General features: G+C 44.7%; 24 protein-coding genes. 13 read left to right on the top strand and 11 right to left on the bottom strand.

The features are described from left to right. Positions 1-17: 17 nt before the first annotated feature. Positions 18-551 (bottom strand): OmpA family protein, encoded by a 534-nt coding sequence (locus ACTHQF_RS04165; RefSeq protein WP_440428606.1) that lies wholly within the window; start codon positions 549-551, stop codon positions 18-20. Positions 552-745: 194 nt separating this feature from the next. Between ACTHQF_RS04165 and ACTHQF_RS04160 the strand changes: the two genes are divergently transcribed. Beyond that, entirely contained in the window at positions 746-1,318 is a 573-nt protein-coding gene (locus tag ACTHQF_RS04160) for a thiamine pyrophosphokinase (RefSeq protein WP_440428605.1), read from the top strand. Next, positions 1,305-1,802 (top strand): N-acetyltransferase family protein, encoded by a 498-nt coding sequence (locus tag ACTHQF_RS04155; protein WP_440428604.1) that lies wholly within the window; start codon positions 1,305-1,307, stop codon positions 1,800-1,802. Before ACTHQF_RS04160 ends, ACTHQF_RS04155 begins: the two co-directional genes overlap by 14 nt. On the opposite strand, the gene ACTHQF_RS04150 is transcribed toward ACTHQF_RS04155, so the two are convergent. Together ACTHQF_RS04150 and ACTHQF_RS04145 are read right to left on the bottom strand one after the other, a co-directional pair. Next, a complete protein-coding gene (locus ACTHQF_RS04150; protein ID WP_440428603.1) occupies positions 1,786-3,102 on the bottom strand; it encodes a M20/M25/M40 family metallo-hydrolase in 1,317 nt (438 codons plus the stop codon). The genes ACTHQF_RS04155 and ACTHQF_RS04150 overlap by 17 nt on opposite strands. Before the next feature lie 20 nt (positions 3,103-3,122). Further along, positions 3,123-4,214 carry a DUF4407 domain-containing protein gene (locus tag ACTHQF_RS04145; RefSeq protein ID WP_440428602.1) on the bottom strand — a complete coding sequence of 364 codons (1,092 nt, stop codon included), beginning with the start codon at positions 4,212-4,214 and terminating at the stop codon, positions 3,123-3,125. 192 nt (positions 4,215-4,406) lie between these two features. On the opposite strand from ACTHQF_RS04145, the gene ACTHQF_RS04140 reads away from it, so the two are divergent. Further along, positions 4,407-4,721: a rhodanese-like domain-containing protein gene (locus tag ACTHQF_RS04140; RefSeq protein WP_440428601.1), complete on the top strand. Its 315-nt coding sequence runs from the start codon at positions 4,407-4,409 to the stop codon at positions 4,719-4,721. 2 nt (positions 4,722-4,723) lie between these two features. Continuing rightward, positions 4,724-4,924: a DUF6358 family protein gene (locus tag ACTHQF_RS04135; RefSeq protein WP_440428600.1), complete on the top strand. Its 201-nt coding sequence runs from the start codon at positions 4,724-4,726 to the stop codon at positions 4,922-4,924. Here ACTHQF_RS04135 and ACTHQF_RS04130 read toward each other — a convergent pair. Beyond that, entirely contained in the window at positions 4,899-5,933 is a 1,035-nt protein-coding gene (locus tag ACTHQF_RS04130; protein ID WP_440428599.1) for a dipeptide epimerase, read from the bottom strand. The genes ACTHQF_RS04135 and ACTHQF_RS04130 overlap by 26 nt on opposite strands. A gap of 86 nt (positions 5,934-6,019) precedes the next feature. On the opposite strand from ACTHQF_RS04130, the gene ACTHQF_RS04125 reads away from it, so the two are divergent. Beyond that, entirely contained in the window at positions 6,020-6,988 is a 969-nt protein-coding gene (locus tag ACTHQF_RS04125) for a hypothetical protein (RefSeq protein WP_440428598.1), read from the top strand. Here ACTHQF_RS04125 and ACTHQF_RS04120 read toward each other — a convergent pair. Genes ACTHQF_RS04120 through ACTHQF_RS04110 form a run of 3 tightly spaced genes read right to left on the bottom strand, consistent with a single transcriptional unit; the run spans position 6,971 to position 10,028 of the window. Further along, a complete protein-coding gene (locus ACTHQF_RS04120; RefSeq protein ID WP_440428597.1) occupies positions 6,971-7,585 on the bottom strand; it encodes a rhomboid family intramembrane serine protease in 615 nt (204 codons plus the stop codon). The two genes, ACTHQF_RS04125 and ACTHQF_RS04120, sit on opposite strands and share 18 nt — an antisense overlap. Before the next feature lie 4 nt (positions 7,586-7,589). Then, the gene (locus ACTHQF_RS04115; RefSeq protein WP_440428596.1) at positions 7,590-9,329 is read right to left on the bottom strand and encodes a M14 family metallopeptidase; all 1,740 of its coding nucleotides are present in this window, start codon (positions 9,327-9,329) and stop codon (positions 7,590-7,592) included. A gap of 6 nt (positions 9,330-9,335) precedes the next feature. Continuing rightward, positions 9,336-10,028 (bottom strand): hypothetical protein, encoded by a 693-nt coding sequence (locus tag ACTHQF_RS04110; RefSeq protein ID WP_440428595.1) that lies wholly within the window; start codon positions 10,026-10,028, stop codon positions 9,336-9,338. A 57-nt stretch (positions 10,029-10,085) separates the two neighbouring features. Between ACTHQF_RS04110 and pepT the strand changes: the two genes are divergently transcribed. Further along, positions 10,086-11,339: a peptidase T gene (gene pepT / locus ACTHQF_RS04105; protein WP_440428593.1), complete on the top strand. Its 1,254-nt coding sequence runs from the start codon at positions 10,086-10,088 to the stop codon at positions 11,337-11,339. On the opposite strand, the gene ACTHQF_RS04100 is transcribed toward pepT, so the two are convergent. The 4 genes from ACTHQF_RS04100 to ACTHQF_RS04085 are packed head-to-tail and all read right to left on the bottom strand — an operon-like array spanning position 11,305 to position 14,794. Then, positions 11,305-12,006 carry a class I SAM-dependent methyltransferase gene (locus ACTHQF_RS04100; protein WP_440428591.1) on the bottom strand — a complete coding sequence of 234 codons (702 nt, stop codon included), beginning with the start codon at positions 12,004-12,006 and terminating at the stop codon, positions 11,305-11,307. The genes pepT and ACTHQF_RS04100 overlap by 35 nt on opposite strands. Positions 12,007-12,024: 18 nt before the next feature. Continuing rightward, a complete protein-coding gene (locus ACTHQF_RS04095) occupies positions 12,025-13,089 on the bottom strand; it encodes a mechanosensitive ion channel family protein (RefSeq protein ID WP_440428589.1) in 1,065 nt (354 codons plus the stop codon). A 9-nt stretch (positions 13,090-13,098) separates the two neighbouring features. After that, positions 13,099-14,493 carry an MBL fold metallo-hydrolase gene (locus tag ACTHQF_RS04090; protein WP_440428588.1) on the bottom strand — a complete coding sequence of 465 codons (1,395 nt, stop codon included), beginning with the start codon at positions 14,491-14,493 and terminating at the stop codon, positions 13,099-13,101. Positions 14,494-14,500: 7 nt separating this feature from the next. Beyond that, complete coding sequence (locus ACTHQF_RS04085) at positions 14,501-14,794, bottom strand: YtxH domain-containing protein (RefSeq protein ID WP_440428587.1); 294 nt, start codon at positions 14,792-14,794, stop codon at positions 14,501-14,503. A 453-nt stretch (positions 14,795-15,247) separates the two neighbouring features. Here ACTHQF_RS04085 and rplM point away from each other — a divergent pair, with 453 nt between their 5' ends. The 7 genes from rplM (at position 15,248) to frr (ending at position 20,378) form a co-directional block, all read left to right on the top strand. Further along, entirely contained in the window at positions 15,248-15,691 is a 444-nt protein-coding gene (rplM, locus tag ACTHQF_RS04080) for a 50S ribosomal protein L13 (RefSeq protein WP_440428586.1), read from the top strand. 16 nt (positions 15,692-15,707) lie between these two features. Next, positions 15,708-16,094: a 30S ribosomal protein S9 gene (rpsI, locus tag ACTHQF_RS04075; protein WP_440428585.1), complete on the top strand. Its 387-nt coding sequence runs from the start codon at positions 15,708-15,710 to the stop codon at positions 16,092-16,094. An 18-nt stretch (positions 16,095-16,112) separates the two neighbouring features. Further along, complete coding sequence (gene rpsB, locus ACTHQF_RS04070) at positions 16,113-16,937, top strand: 30S ribosomal protein S2 (protein ID WP_440428583.1); 825 nt, start codon at positions 16,113-16,115, stop codon at positions 16,935-16,937. Positions 16,938-17,036: 99 nt separating this feature from the next. Continuing rightward, positions 17,037-17,873, top strand: coding sequence for a translation elongation factor Ts (tsf, locus tag ACTHQF_RS04065; RefSeq protein WP_440428582.1), 837 nt, complete (start codon positions 17,037-17,039; stop codon positions 17,871-17,873). A gap of 65 nt (positions 17,874-17,938) precedes the next feature. Continuing rightward, positions 17,939-19,057, top strand: a complete 1,119-nt coding sequence (gene nagA, locus ACTHQF_RS04060) for an N-acetylglucosamine-6-phosphate deacetylase (protein WP_440428581.1) — start codon at positions 17,939-17,941, stop codon at positions 19,055-19,057. A 22-nt stretch (positions 19,058-19,079) separates the two neighbouring features. Beyond that, positions 19,080-19,787: a UMP kinase gene (pyrH, locus tag ACTHQF_RS04055; RefSeq protein ID WP_440428580.1), complete on the top strand. Its 708-nt coding sequence runs from the start codon at positions 19,080-19,082 to the stop codon at positions 19,785-19,787. Between the two features lie 27 nt (positions 19,788-19,814). Next, the gene (frr, locus tag ACTHQF_RS04050; protein WP_440428579.1) at positions 19,815-20,378 is read left to right on the top strand and encodes a ribosome recycling factor; all 564 of its coding nucleotides are present in this window, start codon (positions 19,815-19,817) and stop codon (positions 20,376-20,378) included. Positions 20,379-20,399: the final 21 nt, after the last annotated feature.

The raw sequence follows: 20,399 nt of genomic DNA, 5'->3' as shown, positions 1-20,399 counted from the left end.
TAAAGCCAGAAGGCTTATTATTTAACGACTTTAATTTCTACACGACGGTTTAATGCTCTACCTTCTTCAGTGGTGTTTGATGATGCTGGTTTCGCTTCACCGAATCCTTTTACGCTGAAGTTATCTGCACTAAATCCAGCATTTACCAGGTAAGATTTTACCGAGTTTGCTCTGTCGATAGATAGTGACATGTTGTGTGCCGGAGAACCTTCCGCAGAAGAGTGACCGTTTAGCTCAAATTTAACAGAAGTATCTTTTTTCATTTCCGCTACAGCTTTGTCCAGGATCGCGAAAGAAGATGTTTTTAGCACTGCAGAGTTGAATTCGAACAGGATGTTCTCAAAGTTATAGTCAGGCTTTGCAACCGGTTCTTCTTTCTGTGGCTCAGGTGCTCTTTCTGGCTCAGGCTCAGTTTTGGTTACTTCAGGGGTTTCTTTTTTAACTACCGGTGCAGGGGTTGTTGTGACCATTTTTTTCGCTTTACACGAGTACATGGTTAGTGTCAAGATGCCCAGCGCAACTGGCAAAAAGTACATTCTTAATTTGTTCATAAGATTTTATTGGTTCTAAATTGCTAAGCTATCTTAGCGGTTATCATTTGCGGCTTAAATGTAAAAGAATATACTAATTAACGCAATATTTCTTGTAAACGTGTGTAGAACAAGGGTACCCTAATTTTTTGACTATCTTCCGCTTTTGAAATAATCAGGGTTTGTCAATAAACTCATATTTATATTTTTGTTTTATGTCATCACATCATATCATCAGAGAAAAGCAGGAACCTGCGTTATACATTCACCAGCTGGGTGACTTTAATGAAGAATACCTTGGACAATTGTTGGAATGGAGCCCGACTTTGATCGTAAATTCCACGGAATACGAGAAAGTAGTGAGTTTAGGCTTGAAGGTCGATGTTGTACTAAATCCCTCCAGCCGACAGGAATACCAGGAGAATACCCGTTTAATTGAAAAGATGAAAGCCGATATCCTGGAAGTGCTCGACTTCCTGATCGAGGAGGGCTACCAGGCGGTTAACATCATCGATCAGGATGGGCAGCTGCCAGACCTTATTGACTACTTCCCGCAAATCAACATTGTGATCTTTACGACAAATACTAAAAACTATGCGATAAAATCAGGGTTTAAAGTATGGAAGCCTAAAGGGACGGAGTTCCAGATTCCGCTGACGAATTACTTTGAAACCTCGAACCTGCTCCCTAATGAGAAAGAACGTTTTGAAGTCATCAAAGATGGTTTCGTTGAATTTACATTTGCTGGTACCTATTTGTTTGTGAGGGAATATTATGATCCTACTTAAGAAAGCTACAGAATCTGATCTGCCGATCATTCAGGAGATCGCACAGGAAACCTGGGGGCCGACCTACACCCATATTATTGGTCAGGAGCAGGTTGATTATATATTAAACAAGATCTACAACCTTCCGGCCTTGCAGGAGCAGCTGGCACAAGGACATCAGTTCTTTATTGCGCGCCAGGGTTCTAAAGAGGTCGGTTTTGCTGCTTATTCCAGGGATGAAGGTGATGCTTTTCACCTGCACAAGCTGTATGTCTTGCCGGAAGCGCATGGACAGGGTGTCGGGAAATTCCTGATGAATGAAGTGGTAAACAAGGTCCGCGCTGAAGGCGGCAGATACCTGCGTTTAAACGTAAACAGATATAATAAAGCCAAGGACTTCTATGAAAGTGCTGGCTTTAAAATCAAAGAATCCGTTGACAATGAGATTGGCAACGGATTCTATATGAATGATTATATCATGGAAAAAACTATCGAGCCAGCTTAGGTATTCTGCTCGGGGTGTCGGCGCCTTTAACGATCGTAATGGCGCTCTTTGCAATTGCTTTAATGGTAGAAAGGATGTTGTCGATATCCATAGAGCTGTACTCATCTTTCACTGTATGATACAACTTATCGGTATCAATCTGGTCAGTACTGATGGTATGTGCCGGAACACCTAAAGCTGCCAGCGTAGCGTTGTCACTGCGGTAGAACAGGTTTTGCTGCGGATATGGATCCGGGTGAAAGGTAAACTCCGTGCCGCTAAGGTTCTTCTGCAGGATCTTTCCAAAGTCGGATCTCTCGTAGCCGGTGATGAATGCGGCATTCTTACCAAACTTGCTTTCTTTACCGATCATTTCGATGTTAAACATTGCCACTACTTCGTCTGGGTTCAACTGTTCCGAGAAATATTTAGCACCAAAACCGCCGATCTCCTCTGCTGTAAATGCAACGAAGATTAACGTACGCTCATTGTTGTTTAGCTTTTTATAGTATTTCGCCAGCGCGATCATCGCAGTAGTTCCAGAGGCATCATCGTCAGCACCATTGGCAATGCTATCGCCTTCAACAGCCTTTACAATGCCCAGGTGATCATAGTGACCTGAGAATACGACCAACTCCTTCGCTTTTGATTTACCGGGAATCATACCGGCAACGTTAAACAATGGCAGCTTGGATACTTCGTTTTTTACGTTCGCCTTGAACTGCGTAGCTACGGTGTCGCTCGTTAGCACAAATACCAACCCATATGCCTGCGCAGCCTGAAGGTCTTTCTCGTCAACCATGCTTCCACGCTTAAGCGCATCTTTCACACGATTGAAGTCTTTCTCCATCTTAGGGTCAACCAGTACCAGTTGTTGCTTTTTACTTCTTGATAGCCCACGGAACTGCGAAATAAAGTCTTTAGAAGCATCTAATTTCATCCAGCTTTCTGCAGCAGTATTGTCGAAGGTAAGTGATGCTGTGGTACTACCAGCAACCAGGATGTTCTCCGGCGCTACCGTCGTTCCATTAAGGTTTACTTCAACCGAAGCGGGTGCTACGCGGTATTTGAAGAAGCTTTGCCTGTATCCGCTTGCGCCTGTTAAAGGCTTCAAGCCGATGGCCTTAAATTCTTTTTCAATAAAGCTTGCTGCTTTATCTATACCCGGAGTGAAGGTGGCACGGCCTTCCATTTCATCACTGCTCAGGGTTTTGATGAGTCGGTCTACATAGTCCTTAGTGATGATCTTATTGATGTCCTGAGCACTGACTTGTCCGGTCAGGAGTAGAAAAAGAAAGGCATAAAAGAGTTTGTTCTTCATTATTTGTTTTTTGGGTTAAATTAGTAATTATCTTCTTTAAGCCTTAACTTTTTCTGCTCGATGCTGGTGTTTACGCGTGTTTCATGTACGCCATCAACCACTTCTACCTCATAGTCACGGTCTTTTTCAGCGGTATAGACCTCGGCAGTTTCCCTGAACTCGACGGATCTATCGTAAGGGCCAATGCTGCTCATCATCTTGACAAAAACAGGCAAACACTCGAAGAAAATGAAGAGCAGGCCAATGAAGGTGACGGCCATGGCTGTACTTTCATCACGTGTACCATTAGGATTAAAGCTCAGCTGCCCCAGCGCCCAGTTGCGGTCGGCGAAACCTGCAATGCTGGCCAGGCTGTCCAGCTGTTTGCCGGTGTATATCTTTTCAGCGAACATACCATCGAATTCCTTACGTCGGGTCACGAAATCTTCCTGCTGCCGGACATAAGCATTCAGCGTATCCAGGTTCTGCTGGCGCTGGATGAGCTCAGCTTCCTTGCGCTTGGCATACGGACCATAACCCATTACACCCGAGGTTTCCGCAGTTTTATTGCCGAAGATCTCAAAGTTAAGCTTCTGCCGGTCGGCTTTGATCGCACTGGCAAGGGAGTCTCTTTCGGTGCGGGTAGCATTCAGCTTAGCAAGCTCAATGGCGTATTTGTTGTTGAATGCCTTGTTTAACGTATCGATCTTTGCACGCTGGTTGTTCAGGTAACTTACCTTCAGCCGTTCCCGGATCTCCTTGTCAAAGATCTTCAGCTCCAGCGGGCGCGAAATTACAATCCCAATCATCACTGCAAGCAGAATCCTGGGTGTGGCCTGCAGGATTTGCTTCCATAAGGAGGCATTCTTGTTGATACTGGCTACAATATAGCGGTCCATGTTAAAGATCGCCAGCCCCCAGAGGATGCCGAACAGCAGCGCAAAGATGACCGCAAATGGATCGCCTTTAAAGACAAAATACATGGCATAGCCGCCCGAAAGTGCTGCGAAGAGTCCTGTAAAGAAAATAGTGGCGCCGATCCCGACATACTTGTTCTGTTCGGTAGGATGTTTTTTTAGCGTATCCAGGTGCACACCGGAGCAAAACCAAAAGAATTGGTTAACGGAGTTCATAGTTCAGGGTATTAATATAGCTATCTATTAAACGCCTGGGGAGCAACGTTGTTACAGCGATAATGTCGATAAATTTTACAGGAAGCTGGTCGTCAGGCTACAAATGCGTATTATATTAATTGCTTATCTTTGAGAAAATTTAACCATGAAATCTCGTCATGATGATTTCATTACCAATAAAAATCTAAACAGATGAAAGAAGTTACTGTACAAGAGCTTAAACAGAAGATGGATAATAACGAAGATTTCCAGCTAATCGACGTTAGAGAGACTTTCGAGTATGAAACCTCCAATCTAAATGGGGAAAATATCCCTTTAGGCGGCATATTAATAGAAGCTGATAAAATTGCAACCGATAAACCGGTGATCGTGCAGTGCAGAAGCGGAAAACGCAGCGCGGCGGCAGTGATGCAGCTGGAACAACTGGGTTTCACCAACCTGTATAACCTTAAAGGCGGTATCCTGGCATGGCAGGAAGCGTTTGATCCAAACATGCCGGTATACTAATCATGAAGAAACAAATTGCCTATAACGTATTTTTTTACCTGGGGATCTTCATTTCGATCATCGGGCTTAAATGGGCATGGGAAATACACAATATGCCTGCGGTATGTTTGTTCGTCGCCTCAGCGATCTTCTTTATTTATCTGAAGATCACACTGATCAGGGACCTCAGACAAACCATTAAGAATAAAACAAATCAGCGTTAATACCTTCCAGGCCTAAACCAGGAAGATCATTCATCTTATAGCGCCCTGCAACCAGTTGCGGGGCCTTAAATGGATTGTTACTGGTTAACCATGGTCCATCCAGATCTGCCCAGTTGCATAGCGGTGCCAGCGCGATTCCAGCGAGCGTGGCACAAGAGGTCTCACTCATACAACCGATCAGCACCTTCATGTCCAGGCTTTTTGCCTTCAGGATCATCTGATGTGCTTCATACATTCCGCCGCTTTTCATCAGCTTTACATTAATGCCATGATAGGCACCTTTGATCTTGTCGATATCTGTTAAACGCTGCACGGCCTCGTCGGCCAGAATTGGGATCGGACTTCTACCTGTAATCCAGGCATTGCCTTCCAGGTCGTTCTTGTCCATGGGCTGCTCGATCAGCACCGCGCCTTGCTCATGCAGCCAGTAGATCATTTCAATGGCCGACTTACGATCTGTCCAACCTTGATTGGCGTCAATATACAGCGGAAGGTCACTTACACTACGGATCGTATTGATCAGCTCCCGATCGTTATCGCGGCCGAGTTTAATCTTCAGCACCTTGAAATCTTTTGCATCAAGGATCTTCTCCTTCAGCACCTCTGGCCTGTCGATACCGATCGTGTAAGATGTTAAAGGCATTTTCGAAGGTTCAGCACCATAGATCTCGTAACAGGGCTTGTTCAGGAGCTTACCCTGCAGGTCATTCAGCGCAATATCTATGGCAGCTTTTACAGCGGGATTGCCACTTTCAAGAGCATCCAGGTAGGCAATGATCTCGGGAAAGTCGAATGGCGCCTGGAAGCGGCTCCAGTCTACCCGTTCCAGAAATCGCAGTGCGGACTCGTATGATTCACCCATATAGGGTACCATAGAGGCCTCGCCATATCCGGTATGCCCTTCATGGTCGAGCTTCAGCAGCAATAAGGGTGTGCTCGTCCTGGAGAACTTAGCGATCGCAAAGGGGTGTTTGAGTTCAAGCTGGTAGGAAATATAGGTTGCCTGCATGATGCTGAAGCGGATTGGTAATCGTAAAGTTAAAATATGATTGCGCCGGTGAATGTAAAAATAATATCCATAATATTGCCGGTTCTATGAACAGCAGCATCTACCAGCCTTTCAAAAACTTCGATTTTAAGTATAAAAACTGCTTCCTGAGTGGCGATACTTTGAAAACGCCCATAACGGAAATCAATGTGCTTCCGGATTGGCTTCTTGCCCTCGCCAACTTTTCCGGACAGGAGCAGATTAAGCTTTTGGATGAAAGTGTACGTTCTTATAACACCCTCAAAGTGCCGGTTAACACCGAGATTCTTGAACAGTTTGTTGATCCGCTGGAAGCGAAAATCGCAACAGCTTTTCAAGGAGGCTACGCAGCCGTGTCCAAGCTGGAAGAAATCGATCTTTTCAAATGGGTGGGCAAGTTCATGTACAGCCTGATCTATATAGAAATGAATGCGGCCATTAAGCTGCAGCAATTAAGTTCTGATGGCGTGAATATGTCGCAGGGCCTGATGCATAAGTTTGGTAACCTGCACACCATGATCCAAAGCATCTACCTGAACGTAGATTTTGAGGATTTCGAACCATGGTCTATCGTGGTTGTACCGCTTGCTGATCAGGACCATTATTTCAGCTTCCGTGATGAGATCAATACCATGACCTTCTCTCTTAAGCTAAAGGATTTCGGTATCATCATGTGTCTGCAGGACAATGGCACGAACAAACGTTTCCACAAGGAAATTCTGGATCAGATTGCAGGTAAAGCCTTGCTCGAGCAGCAGTTTGAAGAGCTCTGCGCCAGGTTCTTTTACTCCGCCTACCTCTTCAACCGTTTGCCGGAATACACCATTCTGCCGGTAGAAGGGACTATTTACATCTCACCAATGCCACTGAAAGGCGCTTCAAGCAAACCTTTGTTCGATAATTGGCAGCATAAAACCTATGCGCAGGTGCTGGAGAACTTCTGGAAACGATGGGGCCATACACTGTTTGAGATCATCAAAGATCCTTTGGCACCAATGAGCTATTTCAATCCGCCAGCTTTACCGCCCGCCTACTAAGGCACTTAAAAAGTGCGGCACAATACCCGGAATGATCAATATGGTGATGATAATGCCGGTGAGTGCCCCAAAAAAGTGTGCGTCATGGTTTATGTTATCCCTGGATTGCTTTGAAGCATAAACACAGTACATCAGGTATAGTCCGCCGAAGAGTACTGCCGGTATGCCAATTGGGATGAAGAAAAGGTACAGCTTGCTTAGCGGATAGAACAAGATGTAGCTGAACAGCACCCCACTAATGGCACCTGACGCGCCCAGACTGTTGTACCAGAAGTCATCCTTATGCTTCAACACGGAAGGGATATCACTCAGGATCAAGCTCAGGAAATAGATTAAGCCAAAACGAAATGAACCGATCTGCGCTTCCAGCGTAAATGCAAAGAAGAAGAAGGTCATCATGTTAAAGATCAGGTGCATCCAGTCCGAATGGATCATACCACTTGTAATCAGCGTATATAGCTTGTTCTTCCGGTAAACACTGTATGGGTGCAGCATAAACTTGCCATAAAGCGTATGATCGTTGAAAGCATAGATGCTGGTAACAACGGTAAAAACTAAAATGAGACTTGCTACTGGGGTCTGGTTTAAATATTCCATGCTTTTATTTTGTACTATCCTTTAAAGGTTCCAGCAATCTACCAACCGGGTACCTCAAGTGTGTTTTTTCGTAATATGCAGAGTTCTTGTACACAAACTGCAGTTGTGCTGCTGCGCTTTTCGCGAGGTCAGGGTTACTCACTTTTGCCTGCGCCAACTGTTCTCTAAGTTCGGGATTATCTTTCAGCAGCTGCGCTGCGGTATCTTCGAAAACATAGGCAGAATAGTGCTCTTTCTGTCCTAAGATGGAGTCAAAGAAGTTCCAGTTGAAAAAAGAGTCCGTTGCCTGTGGCTCCAGGGTTTCCACAATATAACGGTTCTGCGGCTGGTTAACGTATACCAGGTAGTCGCCCTTGTAGAATTGCAGGCTCTGCTTCACTGGATTTACCTGTACTGCCGAATGGATATAATGTCCTTCATATGGCGCTGGAGCGGTTTTATAATCCTTAATGTAGTACATCTCCAGGTCCAGCCTGGTATCGCTATCCAGTTGCTGCACCTTCACGCCGTTTAACTTCAGCAGTTCCACCACGCGGCTCCAGGCTTTCGGGATCACGTATGCGACGGGTTTCTTAACCGTAACTGCAGGCTCGAAGTTGTTCCATTGTTTGATGTACTTTTCGTAAGGTGCATTCCGGTCATAGTAAAGCCGGTCTTTTCCGCTTACCGCACTCGGCTTTTGCTTCGCCGTGTATCCTTTAAAAGGGATGCTGTCATATAATTCCTTGTTCAGCTTCCATTCCAATGGAAAAACGGTTTGCGCAGCAACATCCTGATCTGCTTTTTGCTTGTTCAGACCGATCTGTTTAGCGTCTCTCGAAACAATAGCGATATAGGTTTCCAAAAGTTTATAGGTGGCATCCACACGTTTATCAAAAGCCTTCAGCATGTGGGTTTCAGGCATAAAGCCGATGGCATTGTGTAGCGCCGCATAGCCGGTTGAAAATCTTGCCGGCTCCAGAAATCCCGTGATCCCTGCATCTGGCGTTTCCTCCACGCTGTTTATGTAAGGAATAAGCTCGTAACCTTTAGCAGCCATGTCCTTGTACAAGGCGGGCACCATTTGCCTGGTCAGGTAAGCCGATAATGTCGCATTCAGTTTATCCTTCTGTGTTGGGATCAGCGTCATGGTGTATTGGTAATCTGCGCCATTGCTGGTATGCGTATCAACAAATACTTCGGGTTGCCAGATATTGAAGATCTGCTGGAAGCTTGCAGAGTTCTTCGAGTCAGTTTTAATAAAGTCGCGGTTCAGATCCAGGTTCCTGCTATTGCCCCGGAAGCCGTAAGCTACAGGTCCATTTTGATTAGCTCTGGAGGTGCTGGTTCTATTATAGCTTCCGTCTATATTGTACAGCGGAATTATACAGATTACCATATTATCTGGCAATTTATTGCCTTTAAGCATGTCGCGTGCAAGCATCATACTGGCATCAATACCCTCCGGCTCGCCCGGATGTATGCCATTATTGATCAGTAAAATGCGTTTATTTTGCTTGCGGATCAGCTCCGGATCAAAGGTCTTGTCTTTAGATAATACCAAAAGGTGTAATGGTTCACCGAAGTCGGTCGGGCCATAGGTAATGAGCTTGGCTTGAGGATAGGCGGCATCTAAGGCCTGATAATACTTGATGACTTCTGGGTAGGTTGCTGTCGCGTGTTTCTGACTGTTTTCAAATGGTGTCTGCTGTCCAAAGCTCTGCATGCCCAGGCATACCAGGAAAATCAAATATACTCGCCTCATGAATGTTTATCGTTTAAAATATCCAACAGGACCAAATTTATACTTTATACCAATAGAACTGAAAGTATAAATGTCGTTGCTGGTTTTCCGGGAGAATAATGGGTTCCGGTCAAAGCCATCCATGCCTTCACCCAAGGTAAGGTTACCCTGAAAATTCAGGTTTATCACAAAGCGTTCGTACCCATTTCTTTCACTGATGCCATAGTTGAGGCCTACGTTCAATGGAACAAGTGCATCCCAGGAATGGCGTTTACCCTGATCAACGCGTGGATTGACGTTAACGGTTGGGTAGCGCTCCACGATATCATTTCGAATTAAACCGATCCCGGTACCAACATAAACCCCTCTGATAAGCTTTTTCAATGTGGTATGCCGATAGGTGTGGTTCATAAAAGCACCAGCGGCAAGTCGCGCGTAAAGGGACCCTGCTTTGTATTTATTGTTATAGTTTGCAAAATTCGCTGTCGTATCTCCGCCCTTAATGCGTCCAAGTTGTCCTTCTACACCCATGGAAACATAGGGCGTAAAGTAAAATTCTGCCGTACCGTATGCTGCAGGCGAAAGCGACTGACCCCGCAGGTCGCCATAGCCAACAGTTACCCCTCCACCAGCACCAACCGAGTATTTGTAGAAGTTCGATTGGGCACTTGCCTGCAATCCTGCCAGGGCGCATAATAGAAAAATATATATTCTTTTCAAGAGATCTATTGTTAGTTTTGTTCGTAAAGGGCTTTAATCCTATACCGCTACATAATTATGCCAAATTATCAATTTCAAACCGATTCCCTCGCATTTCGCTTCACAAAGTACGTTCAGATTGATACACAATCCGATCCGCGCAGCACCAGCAGTCCAAGTACCGAAAAGCAAAAGAACCTCGCCAAAGTGCTGGTGGAGGAGCTTCAAAGCATGGGCATCCACGATGCAGAACTTGACGAATTTGGCTATGTATATGCCAGTATCCCCTCAAATACGGAAAAGCAAGTACTGGTGATCTGCTTCTGTTCGCACATGGATACCTCGCCCGATTGCAGTGGCTTGGATGTTAAACCCATCATACACCGCAACTACCAGGGCCAGGATCTTGTATTACCTGATGATCCTACGGTGGTATTGAAAATGGCGGAGCATCCTGACTTAAAAAATCAGATCGGGAATGACATCATCACCGCTAGTGGAACCACACTGCTTGGTGCAGATAACAAGGCGGGGGTAGCCGAAATTATGGAAGCAGCAGCTTTCCTGCTAAGCCATCCGGAAATTAAACATGGTGAAATTAAGATCCTCTTCACCCCGGATGAGGAAATTGGACGTGGTGTAGACAATGTAAACCTCGAAAAGCTCGCTGCGCAATACGCCTATACGGTTGATGGGGAGACCTGTGGTTCCATTGAAGACGAAACTTTCTCTGCAGATGGCGCCATGTTAACCATTTATGGGGTAAGTGCCCACCCAGGATTCGCAAAAGGTAAGATGCAGAGTGCGATTAAGATTGCTGCTGCGATTATTGATGCCTTACCAAAGGATCATTTATCACCGGAATCGACCAGTTTAAAGGAAGGTTTTATTCACCCCGTAGATGTTGCAGGTAATGTAGAGGAAACGATGGTGGAGTTTATCCTGCGTGATTTTGATGATGCTAAACTTGCTGAACACGGGCAAACCCTGGAACGTACAGTTAAGGAAGTTATGCAAAGATATCCTGAGGCCTCGTATAAGCTTACGATCTCGGCACAATACCGGAACATGAAGAAGGTATTGGATCAGCATCCAAAGGTGATGGAATACGGTATACTCGCCATAACACGTGCAGGTTTAAACCCGATCCGTCAAAGCATCAGGGGTGGTACCGATGGCTCCAGACTATCGCTGATGGGCTTACCTTGTCCAAATATCTTTGCCGGCGAACATGCTTTCCATGGCAAACAGGAATGGGTTTCCTTACAGGATATGGAAAAAGCGGTGCAGACGATCGTTAATATTGCAACGATCTGGGAAGAAAAAGCCTAGCCAGATACTGATCATTTTCATCTATATAGAGTATCTCGCAGGTCCAGCCGGCCTGGTATGCCGTTGAAATAAGGGTCGCCTGGTCTATAAACAGCCAATCGAACCATTCGCCTTTGTTGCCTTTGTATTCGTACTGGTAAGATACTTCACCGAAGTAGTTGCCTTTGGGCAACACAGTATCTTCGTAGGCATAAGTGATGTCTGACGAGTCGAACAGCAGTTGTCCGCCTTCATTGATCAAGCCTTTTGCACGTTCCAGAAAACCGGAGAAGCCCTTTAGTTTTCCGAACACACCGATACCGTTCATCAGCATCAACAGGGTGTCGTATTTTTCAAGCTGCAGCTGCTGGATGTTACCACAAAGGATGTTTTGTACCCCACGTTCCCGCATGATCTCACAGGCTGCTTCAGAGATATCGTTTGCCGTAACCTCAAAGCCTTTTTGCTGCAGTGCCAAAGCATGACTGCCTACACCTGCGCCAATGTCCAGGATCTTGCCCTTGCAAAGTTCAAGCGCATAGGTTTCCAGCTCTGGCATTTCTTCTTCCGAGCGGAAAAACAGATCGAGCGGCATTTCCTCTAAATCACCCAGGGAGGTGTAAAGATGCAGGGTGTCGGCTTTGCCATGTTTAAACTGATCGGTTAGCGCTTGTCCAAATACGTCCATAGCGCCAAAAATACAGATTTAAGGTGTCTTATGAAACTCTACACGTGCCCGCGGCAGGCCATGTGGATAGTTGTCGCGCACAAAGGCAATCATATGCTCCCGCACATAACAGCGCAGGTCAAAAGCTTCAGAAGAATTTCTGGCGCTCATTAAGAACCGGACTTCCACAATGGATTCCTTGCTGTCGGTCACCTGCACCACATTTACCCGTCTGTCCCAAAGCGGGTTTTCTTTCAGTAAGCGGGTAAACTCCTCCCGCAAGGGTGGGATGGGGATGCTGTAGTCCAAATTCAGAAACACGGTACCCAGCAATTCAGAAGAAACCCGGGTCCAGTTTTGGAAGGGCTTTTCAATAAAATAGGTGATCGGCAGGATCAAACGGCGCTGGTCCCATATGCTGACTACGACGTAAGTGAGCGTAATTTCTTCCACGCGGCCCCATTCGCCCTCTACGATCAGCACATCATCTATCCGGATGGGCTGCGTAAAGGCAATCTGAAAGCCCGCCAGTAGGCTGCCCAATGATTTCTGCGCGGCAAAACCGATGATGATACCACCTACACCCACACCGGTGAGCAGTCCTGCGCCAATTTTTCGCATACTTTCGAAGCTCAGCAGGATGATGGCGACCGTAAAAAAGACGATCAACGAAATCACAAACTTCCGGATGAACTGCAGCTGCGTTTTAAGCTTACGCTCCTTAAGGTTGTTTTCTTTGGAAAGATCAAAGCGATGGTAGAAATAATCTTCCAGCACTTTGATGATGTTGATCAGGATAAATGCAAAAACAATAGCGATGCAAATCCCGATAACCCGCTTGAATTCAAAGCGAAAAACAGGGTTCAAATTCATGAACCCTGTCGCAATGTTTAGTATAAATAGGGGGAAGAAAAACGTAAAAGGTTTATTTAAACGTCTGCTGATTGCTTTAACCACAAAGCTGTCCCAGATCCTGGTACTTACATGAAAAACCTGCCATAAGATAACTTTTATAATATAGCCAGTCAACAATGCAAGTGCTGCAATGATCAGATTGTTCAGAAATTTGGGAAACTCGTAACCTAATATGCTATCTAATATCATTCATTCGTGTTATTCAAGTTCAAACTCCTGGTGGTATTCCGGAATTTCAACCGAAGTGAAGCCTTTCTCCAGGATCTTCTTTGCGAACTCCTGCTGCACCTCATATTCTCCGTGGACCAGGAACACCTTTTTAACCAAAGAAGGATCCTGACAACTTAGAAAGTGTAGCAGATCCTCGTAATCCCCGTGTGCACTCATGGATTTAACGGCAATAACCTCTGCAGCTACGGTAAACTCCTCACGGAATATTTCCACTACCGGCTGCCCGGCGATCAACCGGCCACCGAGCGATTTCGGCTCACAGTATCCAACCATCAGGATCGTATGCTTCTGGTTGCTGATGATGTTGCGAATGTGGTGCCTTACCCGGCCACTATCTGCCATTCCGGAAGCGGAGATGATGACACATGGCCGCGGGTCGTCTACCAGCGCACGTGATTCTTCCACGCTTTCTATAAACTTAAGGCCTTTGAAATGGAAAGGATCATCATCGACCTTCATCACCTCTTTCACCCCGTTGTTGTAGACTTCCGGGTGGTTTTTAATCACCTGAGTTGCTTGCAAAGATAACGGGCTATCAACATAGTAGGGTACATCCGGCAGTTTGTTCTTCAGTTCAAGACTGTTCAGTGCATATAAAATTTCCTGGGTTCTACCGACGCTGAAAGCAGGGATAACCACCTTACCACCCTTGATGTTGCAGGTGTTGTTGATGATCTCCAATAGCCGGTCCTCAACAGGTTCGAGGTCCTTGTGCAGGGAATTGCCATAGGTAGATTCCATGATGATGTAATCAGCCTGCTGGAAGGTCTGCGGGCTTTTCAACAGCAGATCACCATAACGGCCCACATCGCCACTGAAAGTGATCTTATATTCTTTCCCATCATCGATAATGGTCAGGTGTATGGCCGCACTACCAAGCACGTGACCGGCATCGGTAAGTGTTACGCGAATCCTGGGATCAATTTCAACTTCCTCATTGTATTCCAGAACCTTAAATTGCCCCAGCGCTTTGATGACATCATCTTCATTATATAAGCCGTCATCATCATCACTGTTGCCGGTGCTGCTAAGGTATTCTGCATCCTGCATCTGGATTTTCGCAGAATCCATTAATAATATCCTGGCAAGGTCCATTGTGGCTGCGGTAGCATAGATGTTGCCGTTGAAGCCTTCTTTCGCCAGTCTTGGTAAAAGACCCACATGGTCAATATGGGCATGCGAGAGAATCATGTAGTCTATTTTTTCCGGGTTAAAGCCGAAGTAACCGTTCAGTTTGTCGGTTACTTCGCCCATACCCTGAAATAGTCCGCAGTCCAACAGGACCTGGGTGCCATTGGTTAGCGTAATAAGGTGCTTGCTGCCGGTTACAGCACGTGCAGCACCATGAAATGTGATTTTCATTCTATTCCTATCCCTTTACTTTAGAGATGGAATCTTTAACAGCATCGGTTGCTGATTCTTTAGCATGTGTGATCGAGTCAGTTGCGTGAGAAAGCGAATCTTTAGCATGTGATACGGTGTCTTTAACAGATTCAGAAACACTTGCAAGTTTGTCTTTCGATGAATCCAGTAAGTCGCTGAACCAATCGGTTACATCGTTTTTAAGGTCGTCAGTATTATCTGAAGATAAGATCAGTGCTATAGCGGCACCTAAGGCAGCTCCTGCCAGTACTCCCGCGATGATTTTGGTTTCTTTTGTCATAGTTTAAGGGTTTTTAAAAATTAACAACGTTGCTTTTAAATAGTTTCGATTTAAATCTCCGGCTTAGGGAAAGCCAAGATTGTGCCGCAATTGAATGGCAAATGAATTTAGATGGGCTGAGTTCTAATTGCTAATTGCGTTAATGTTGCCTCAAGGTTGATGGGAGATTGTTACGTCTCCATACGTAGGAAGTACGTCGCAAGCACCTGGCAAGTACGTCGCAAGTACGGTGCAAAACGAAGCTTAAGCAACGTTAGTCCTTAGCTTTATTGTTAAATATTCCCGAAGTATTTCTGATTGTTCAGTGGCGGATCTTAGCAGTGCAAAAGGCAGGCTGTAAACAGATGATCTTTTATTTTTAGCAAGTATTTGAGAATTACACATTTTAGGCTATCTTTGCAGTCCCTAAAATACTGGGAATTACAAATTGTTTAACAAATTAAATACAAGCAAGTGAATACGTTAAGTTACAAAACTGTCTCTGCCAATGCAAAAACTGTTAACAAACAGTGGGTTGTTGTTGACGCACAAGGCGAGATTTTGGGGCGCTTGGCATCTAAGATCGCTATGATCATTAGAGGTAAAAACAAGCCTGAGTACACCCCACACGTAGACTGCGGCGATAATGTAATCGTTATCAATGCAGACAAGGTTAAATTGACCGGAAACAAGTTCAGTGATAAGACTTACATTTCTTACACAGGCTATCCAGGTGGTCAACGTTTCATTTCTCCGAAAGAGTTAATGGCGAAACACCCTACACGTGTTATCGAGAAAGCTGTTCGTGGTATGTTACCTAAAACAAAACTTGGTGCTAAATTATACACCAACCTATTTGTTTACGCAGGTTCTGAGCATCCGCACGCAGCACAATCACCAACAACCATTACACTTTAATTAAAGGAAGAAAGAAATGTCAGTTACAAACACTTCAGGAAGAAGAAAAACTGCTGTTGCACGTATCTATTTAAAAGAAGGCAACGGCGCTATTACCGTAAATGGTAAAGATCACAAAGAATATTTTCCAACATTACCTTTACAATATATCGTTAACCAGTCATTCGAAGTTGCAGAACTTGCTGGTCAGTATGATGTTACTGTAAATGTAGCAGGTGGTGGTATCACAGGCCAGGCACAAGCTGTTCGTTTAGCTATTGCTAAAGCTATTGTTGAATTAGATGCTGAGAAAAAACCAGCATTACGCGCTAAAGGGTTAATGACCCGTGATATGCGTATGGTTGAACGTAAGAAACCAGGACGCAAGAAAGCTCGTAAAAAATTCCAATTCAGTAAACGTTAATCTTAAGGAGACAACACAATGGCTAGAACAACATATCAGGACTTATTGGATGCAGGTGTACACTTTGGTCACCTTACCCGTAAATGGAACCCAAAAATGGCGCCTTACATTTTCATGGAGCGCAATGGTATCCACATCATAGATTTAAATAAAACTTTAACTAAAACTGAAGAGGCTGCTGCCGCGATTAAACAAATCGTTAAATCTGGTCGTAAGATCTTATTTGTAGCTACGAAGAAACAAGCTAAAGAAATCGTTGCTGAACAAGCAAGAAAAGTAAACATGCCTTTCGTAACTGAGCGTTGGTTAGGTGGTATGTTAACCAACTTTGCTACCGTACGCAAGTCGATCAAGAAGATGGCGAACATCGACAAGATGACTAAAGACGGTACTTACACGATCCTTTCTAAGAAAGAGCGTTTAATGATTCAGCGTGAGCGTATTAAATTAGAAAGCCTTTTAGGTGGTATCGCGGATCTTAACCGTTTACCAGCTGCAATCTTTTTAATTGACGTTAAAAAAGAACACATTGCGGTTAGCGAGGCGTTGAAATTAAACATCCCTACTTTCGCAATGGTTGATACTAACTCTGACCCGTCTAACATCGATTTCCCAATTCCTGCGAATGATGATGCGACTAAATCGATCTCTTTAATTACTGATGTAATCATCAAAGCAATTGAAGAAGGTTTAGACGAGCGTAAACGTGAGAAAGATGATGAAGCTGAAAAAGAAGCTGTAGCTGCTAAAGCTGCTGCTGATGCTCCGGAAACTGCTGCACCAGGCGCTAGAAGACCTAAAAAAGTTAATGCTGATTCTGAAGAAGGTACCAGCGAAGCTTAAATAATTTAATTGGGTTGTATGTTGTGTTTTGCAGGCTTTGCCTTCAGCACGCAACGTACAACCCATATTTTTTTTGAAAACTTTAAAAAAGAAAAGAAAATGTCAGTACAAATTACTGCTGCAGATGTAAACAAATTACGCCAACAAACCGGTGCCGGTATGATGGATTGCAAAAAAGCATTAACAGAAGCTAACGGCGACTTCGAAGCCGCAGTAGATTACCTACGTAAAAAAGGCGCTAAAGTTGCAGCAAGCAGACAAGATCGTGATTCTAACGAAGGTGTTGTTATCGCTAAAGCTACTGCTGATGGCAAACGCGGTGTTGTTGTTGAATTGAACTGCGAAACTGATTTCGTGGCTAAAAACGCAGACTTCGTTGCACTTGCAAATAAATTCACTGATCTAGCACTTGAAAACAATCCTGCATCTCTTGAAGCGCTTTTGGCGTTGGAAATTGATGGTCAGAAAGTTTCTGAGATCATCGTAGAGAACACTGGTAAAATCGGTGAGAAAATTGGTATCTCTAAATATGAGACTGTAGTTGGTGAGAAAGTTGTTCCTTACATCCACGGTAACTACCGTTTAGGTGTATTGGTTGCTTTAAACCAGGATGTTGCTGGTGTGGAAGAAGCTGGTAAAGATGTTGCTATGCAAATTGCGGCAATGAACCCGGTTGCTTTAGATAAAGACGGTGTTGATGCAACTACTATTGAGCGTGAAACTGAAATTGCTAAAGAGCAGATCCGCGCTGAAGGTAAACCAGAAAACATGATCGAGAAAATTGCTGCTGGTAAATTGAACAAATTCTACAAAGACAGCACTTTATTGAACCAGGAGTTCGTTAAAGATTCTTCTAAAGACGTTCGTAAATTCTTAAATGATACTTCGAACGGATTAACTGTTACCGCATTTAAACGCGTTCAGTTAGGATCTTAATTCTTATAGATTTTTAAAAAGTCCCTTGGTTCAAGGGACTTTTTTTATGACTTAAATTTACCAGGATGATCGCCATAACCAATGCCAGCTACTACAAGGGCAGCGAATTGCTGCACAATCAGACATTTTTGATCAGTAATGGCCATATTGAGGCCATCGGAGCGATGGAAGTTCCGGAAACTTACGAACGGATCGATGCTGCGGGTCAGCTCATCACGTCCGGGTTTATGGAGCTGCAAATCTATGGTTCTGGCGGTAACCTGTTTTCTGCTTATCCAACGGTAGAAACGCTGAGGCAGATGGATATGGACCTGGCGCGGAAGGGCACCACGTCCTTCCTGGTTTGTCTGGCAACCAATAGCATTGATGTATTCTATAAAGCCATCGAAGCTGCAAAGGCTTATCGTGCGGAAGCGAAAGGTTTTATGGGGCTTCATCTGGAAGGTCCTTACCTGAACCCGAAATGTCTGGGTGCACATCCGGCAGCGTATGTGAAAAAAGCAACGCTGGAGGAAGTTAAAGGGCTGATCGAAGCCGCTGATGGTACCGTGAAGATGATGACCCTGGCTGCTGAACTGCAGGATGCAGCGGTAATCGAGTACCTGCTTTCGAAAGGTGTAGTGCTGTCTTTAGGCCATAGCGACGCCAGTTATGAACAAGCCACTTCGGCTTATAATAACGGCTTCAGCACGACTACCCACCTGTTTAATGCCATGCCGCAGATCCACCACCGTTCACCCAATTTGCCGGTTGCTTTATTCAGTCACCCAACAGCCCATGGCAGCATCATCGCTGATGGCGAACATGTTAACTTTGAGGTGGTAAGAATGGCCGCCAAGCTGATGCAGGACCGCTTATTCCTGATTACGGATGCGGTGACCGCATGTGAAATCGGCCCCTATAAACACCGGTTGCAAGGCGATAAGTACGTTACGGAAAATGGCACGCTATCTGGTTCGAACATCACTTTACTGCAAGCCGTACAGAACTGCGTTAAACATTGTGGTATTGAATTGCCTCGTGCACTGGCTATGGCGAGCAGCATTCCGGCGAAAGTTATCGGGCGTAAAGCGCTCACAGCACTGAACAGCGGTATGCCGGCAGACTTGTTGGTTTTAGGGGAAGACTTGTCCCTTAAACGTGTATTTGTAGCAGGTGTTGAATATTTGAACCCTATTAATTAAAACAATTAGTATTTTTGAAGAAATGAAGTATAAAAGGATCTTATTAAAGCTTAGCGGTGAATCGCTAATGGGCGACAAACAGTATGGCATTGACAATGAAATTGTTAATCAGTATGCCAAAGAGATTAAAACCGTGCATGATAAAGGTCTGGAAATCGCGATTGTAATTGGAGGGGGAAATATTTTCAGAGGATTAAGTGCAGAGAAGTCGGGTATGGACCGTGCGCAGGCAGACTACATGGGTATGCTTGCTACGGTAATCAACAGTATGGCTTTGCAGGATGCACTGGAAAAAGTGGGCATTAAAACCCGCTTACTTACCGCAATTAAAATGGAGCAGATCTGCGAACCTTTTATTCGTCGCAGGGCGGTAAGGCACCTTGAAAAAGGCCGTGTGGTGATCTTCGGTGCTGGTACCGGTAATCCATATTTTACCACTGATTCTGCTGCAGCATTGCGTGCAATTGAGATCAAAGCGGATATTGTACTTAAAGGTACCCGTGTTGATGGAATCTATACCGCCGATCCGGAGAAAGATGCTACCGCAACACGCTATACTAACCTGTCGTTCAAGGAAGTTTATGCAAACAACCTGAACGTGATGGACATGACGGCGTTCACTTTATGTGAGGAAAACGAATTGCCGATCATTGTGTTTGATATGAATAAGAAAGGTAACCTGTTGAAAGTTACCGATGGTGAAGAAATTGGAACCCTGGTAGCAGGATAAGAATATATATTGCAAAAATAATATCATATGAATGAGCTGATAAAGAAACAATTACAGGATGCGCAGGCTACTATGGAGAAGGCAATCAGCCATTGCGAATCTGAATTAACCAAGATCCGTGCTGGAAAAGCATCTGTAGGTATGCTTGACGGGATCATGGTTGATTATTATGGTGCACCGACTCCCCTAAGCCAGGTTTCAAGTATCACTACGCCAGATGCGCGTACCTTGAACATCCAGCCTTGGGAGAAACAACTGCTGGTACCTATTGAGCGCGCCATTATGGAAGCCAATATTGGTATCAATCCTCAGAATGATGGTATTGTAATCCGTCTGATTGTGCCACCTTTGACAGAAGAGCGCAGGAAAGACCTGGTTAAAAAGGTTAAAGAGGAAGCTGAAAGAGGCCGTATCGCGATCCGTAACATCCGTAAAGATGCAAACGAAAAGATCAAGAGATTGAAAGCAGAAGCCGTGTCTGATGATGACATTAAAGTTGGTGAAGCGGAAGTTCAGAAGATCACTGATGCCTGCATCGTGAAAGTTGACAAACACGCGGAAGCAAAAGAGAAAGACATCATGACGATTTAAGGTCATTTTTTTGATCTTTCC

This window comes from Pedobacter sp. SAFR-022 (assembly GCF_051965375.1).
Lineage (GTDB): Bacteria > Bacteroidota > Bacteroidia > Sphingobacteriales > Sphingobacteriaceae > Pedobacter.
The sequence above is the reverse complement of the archived record's forward strand: the minus strand, read 5'-3'. Positions and strand labels throughout refer to the sequence as shown.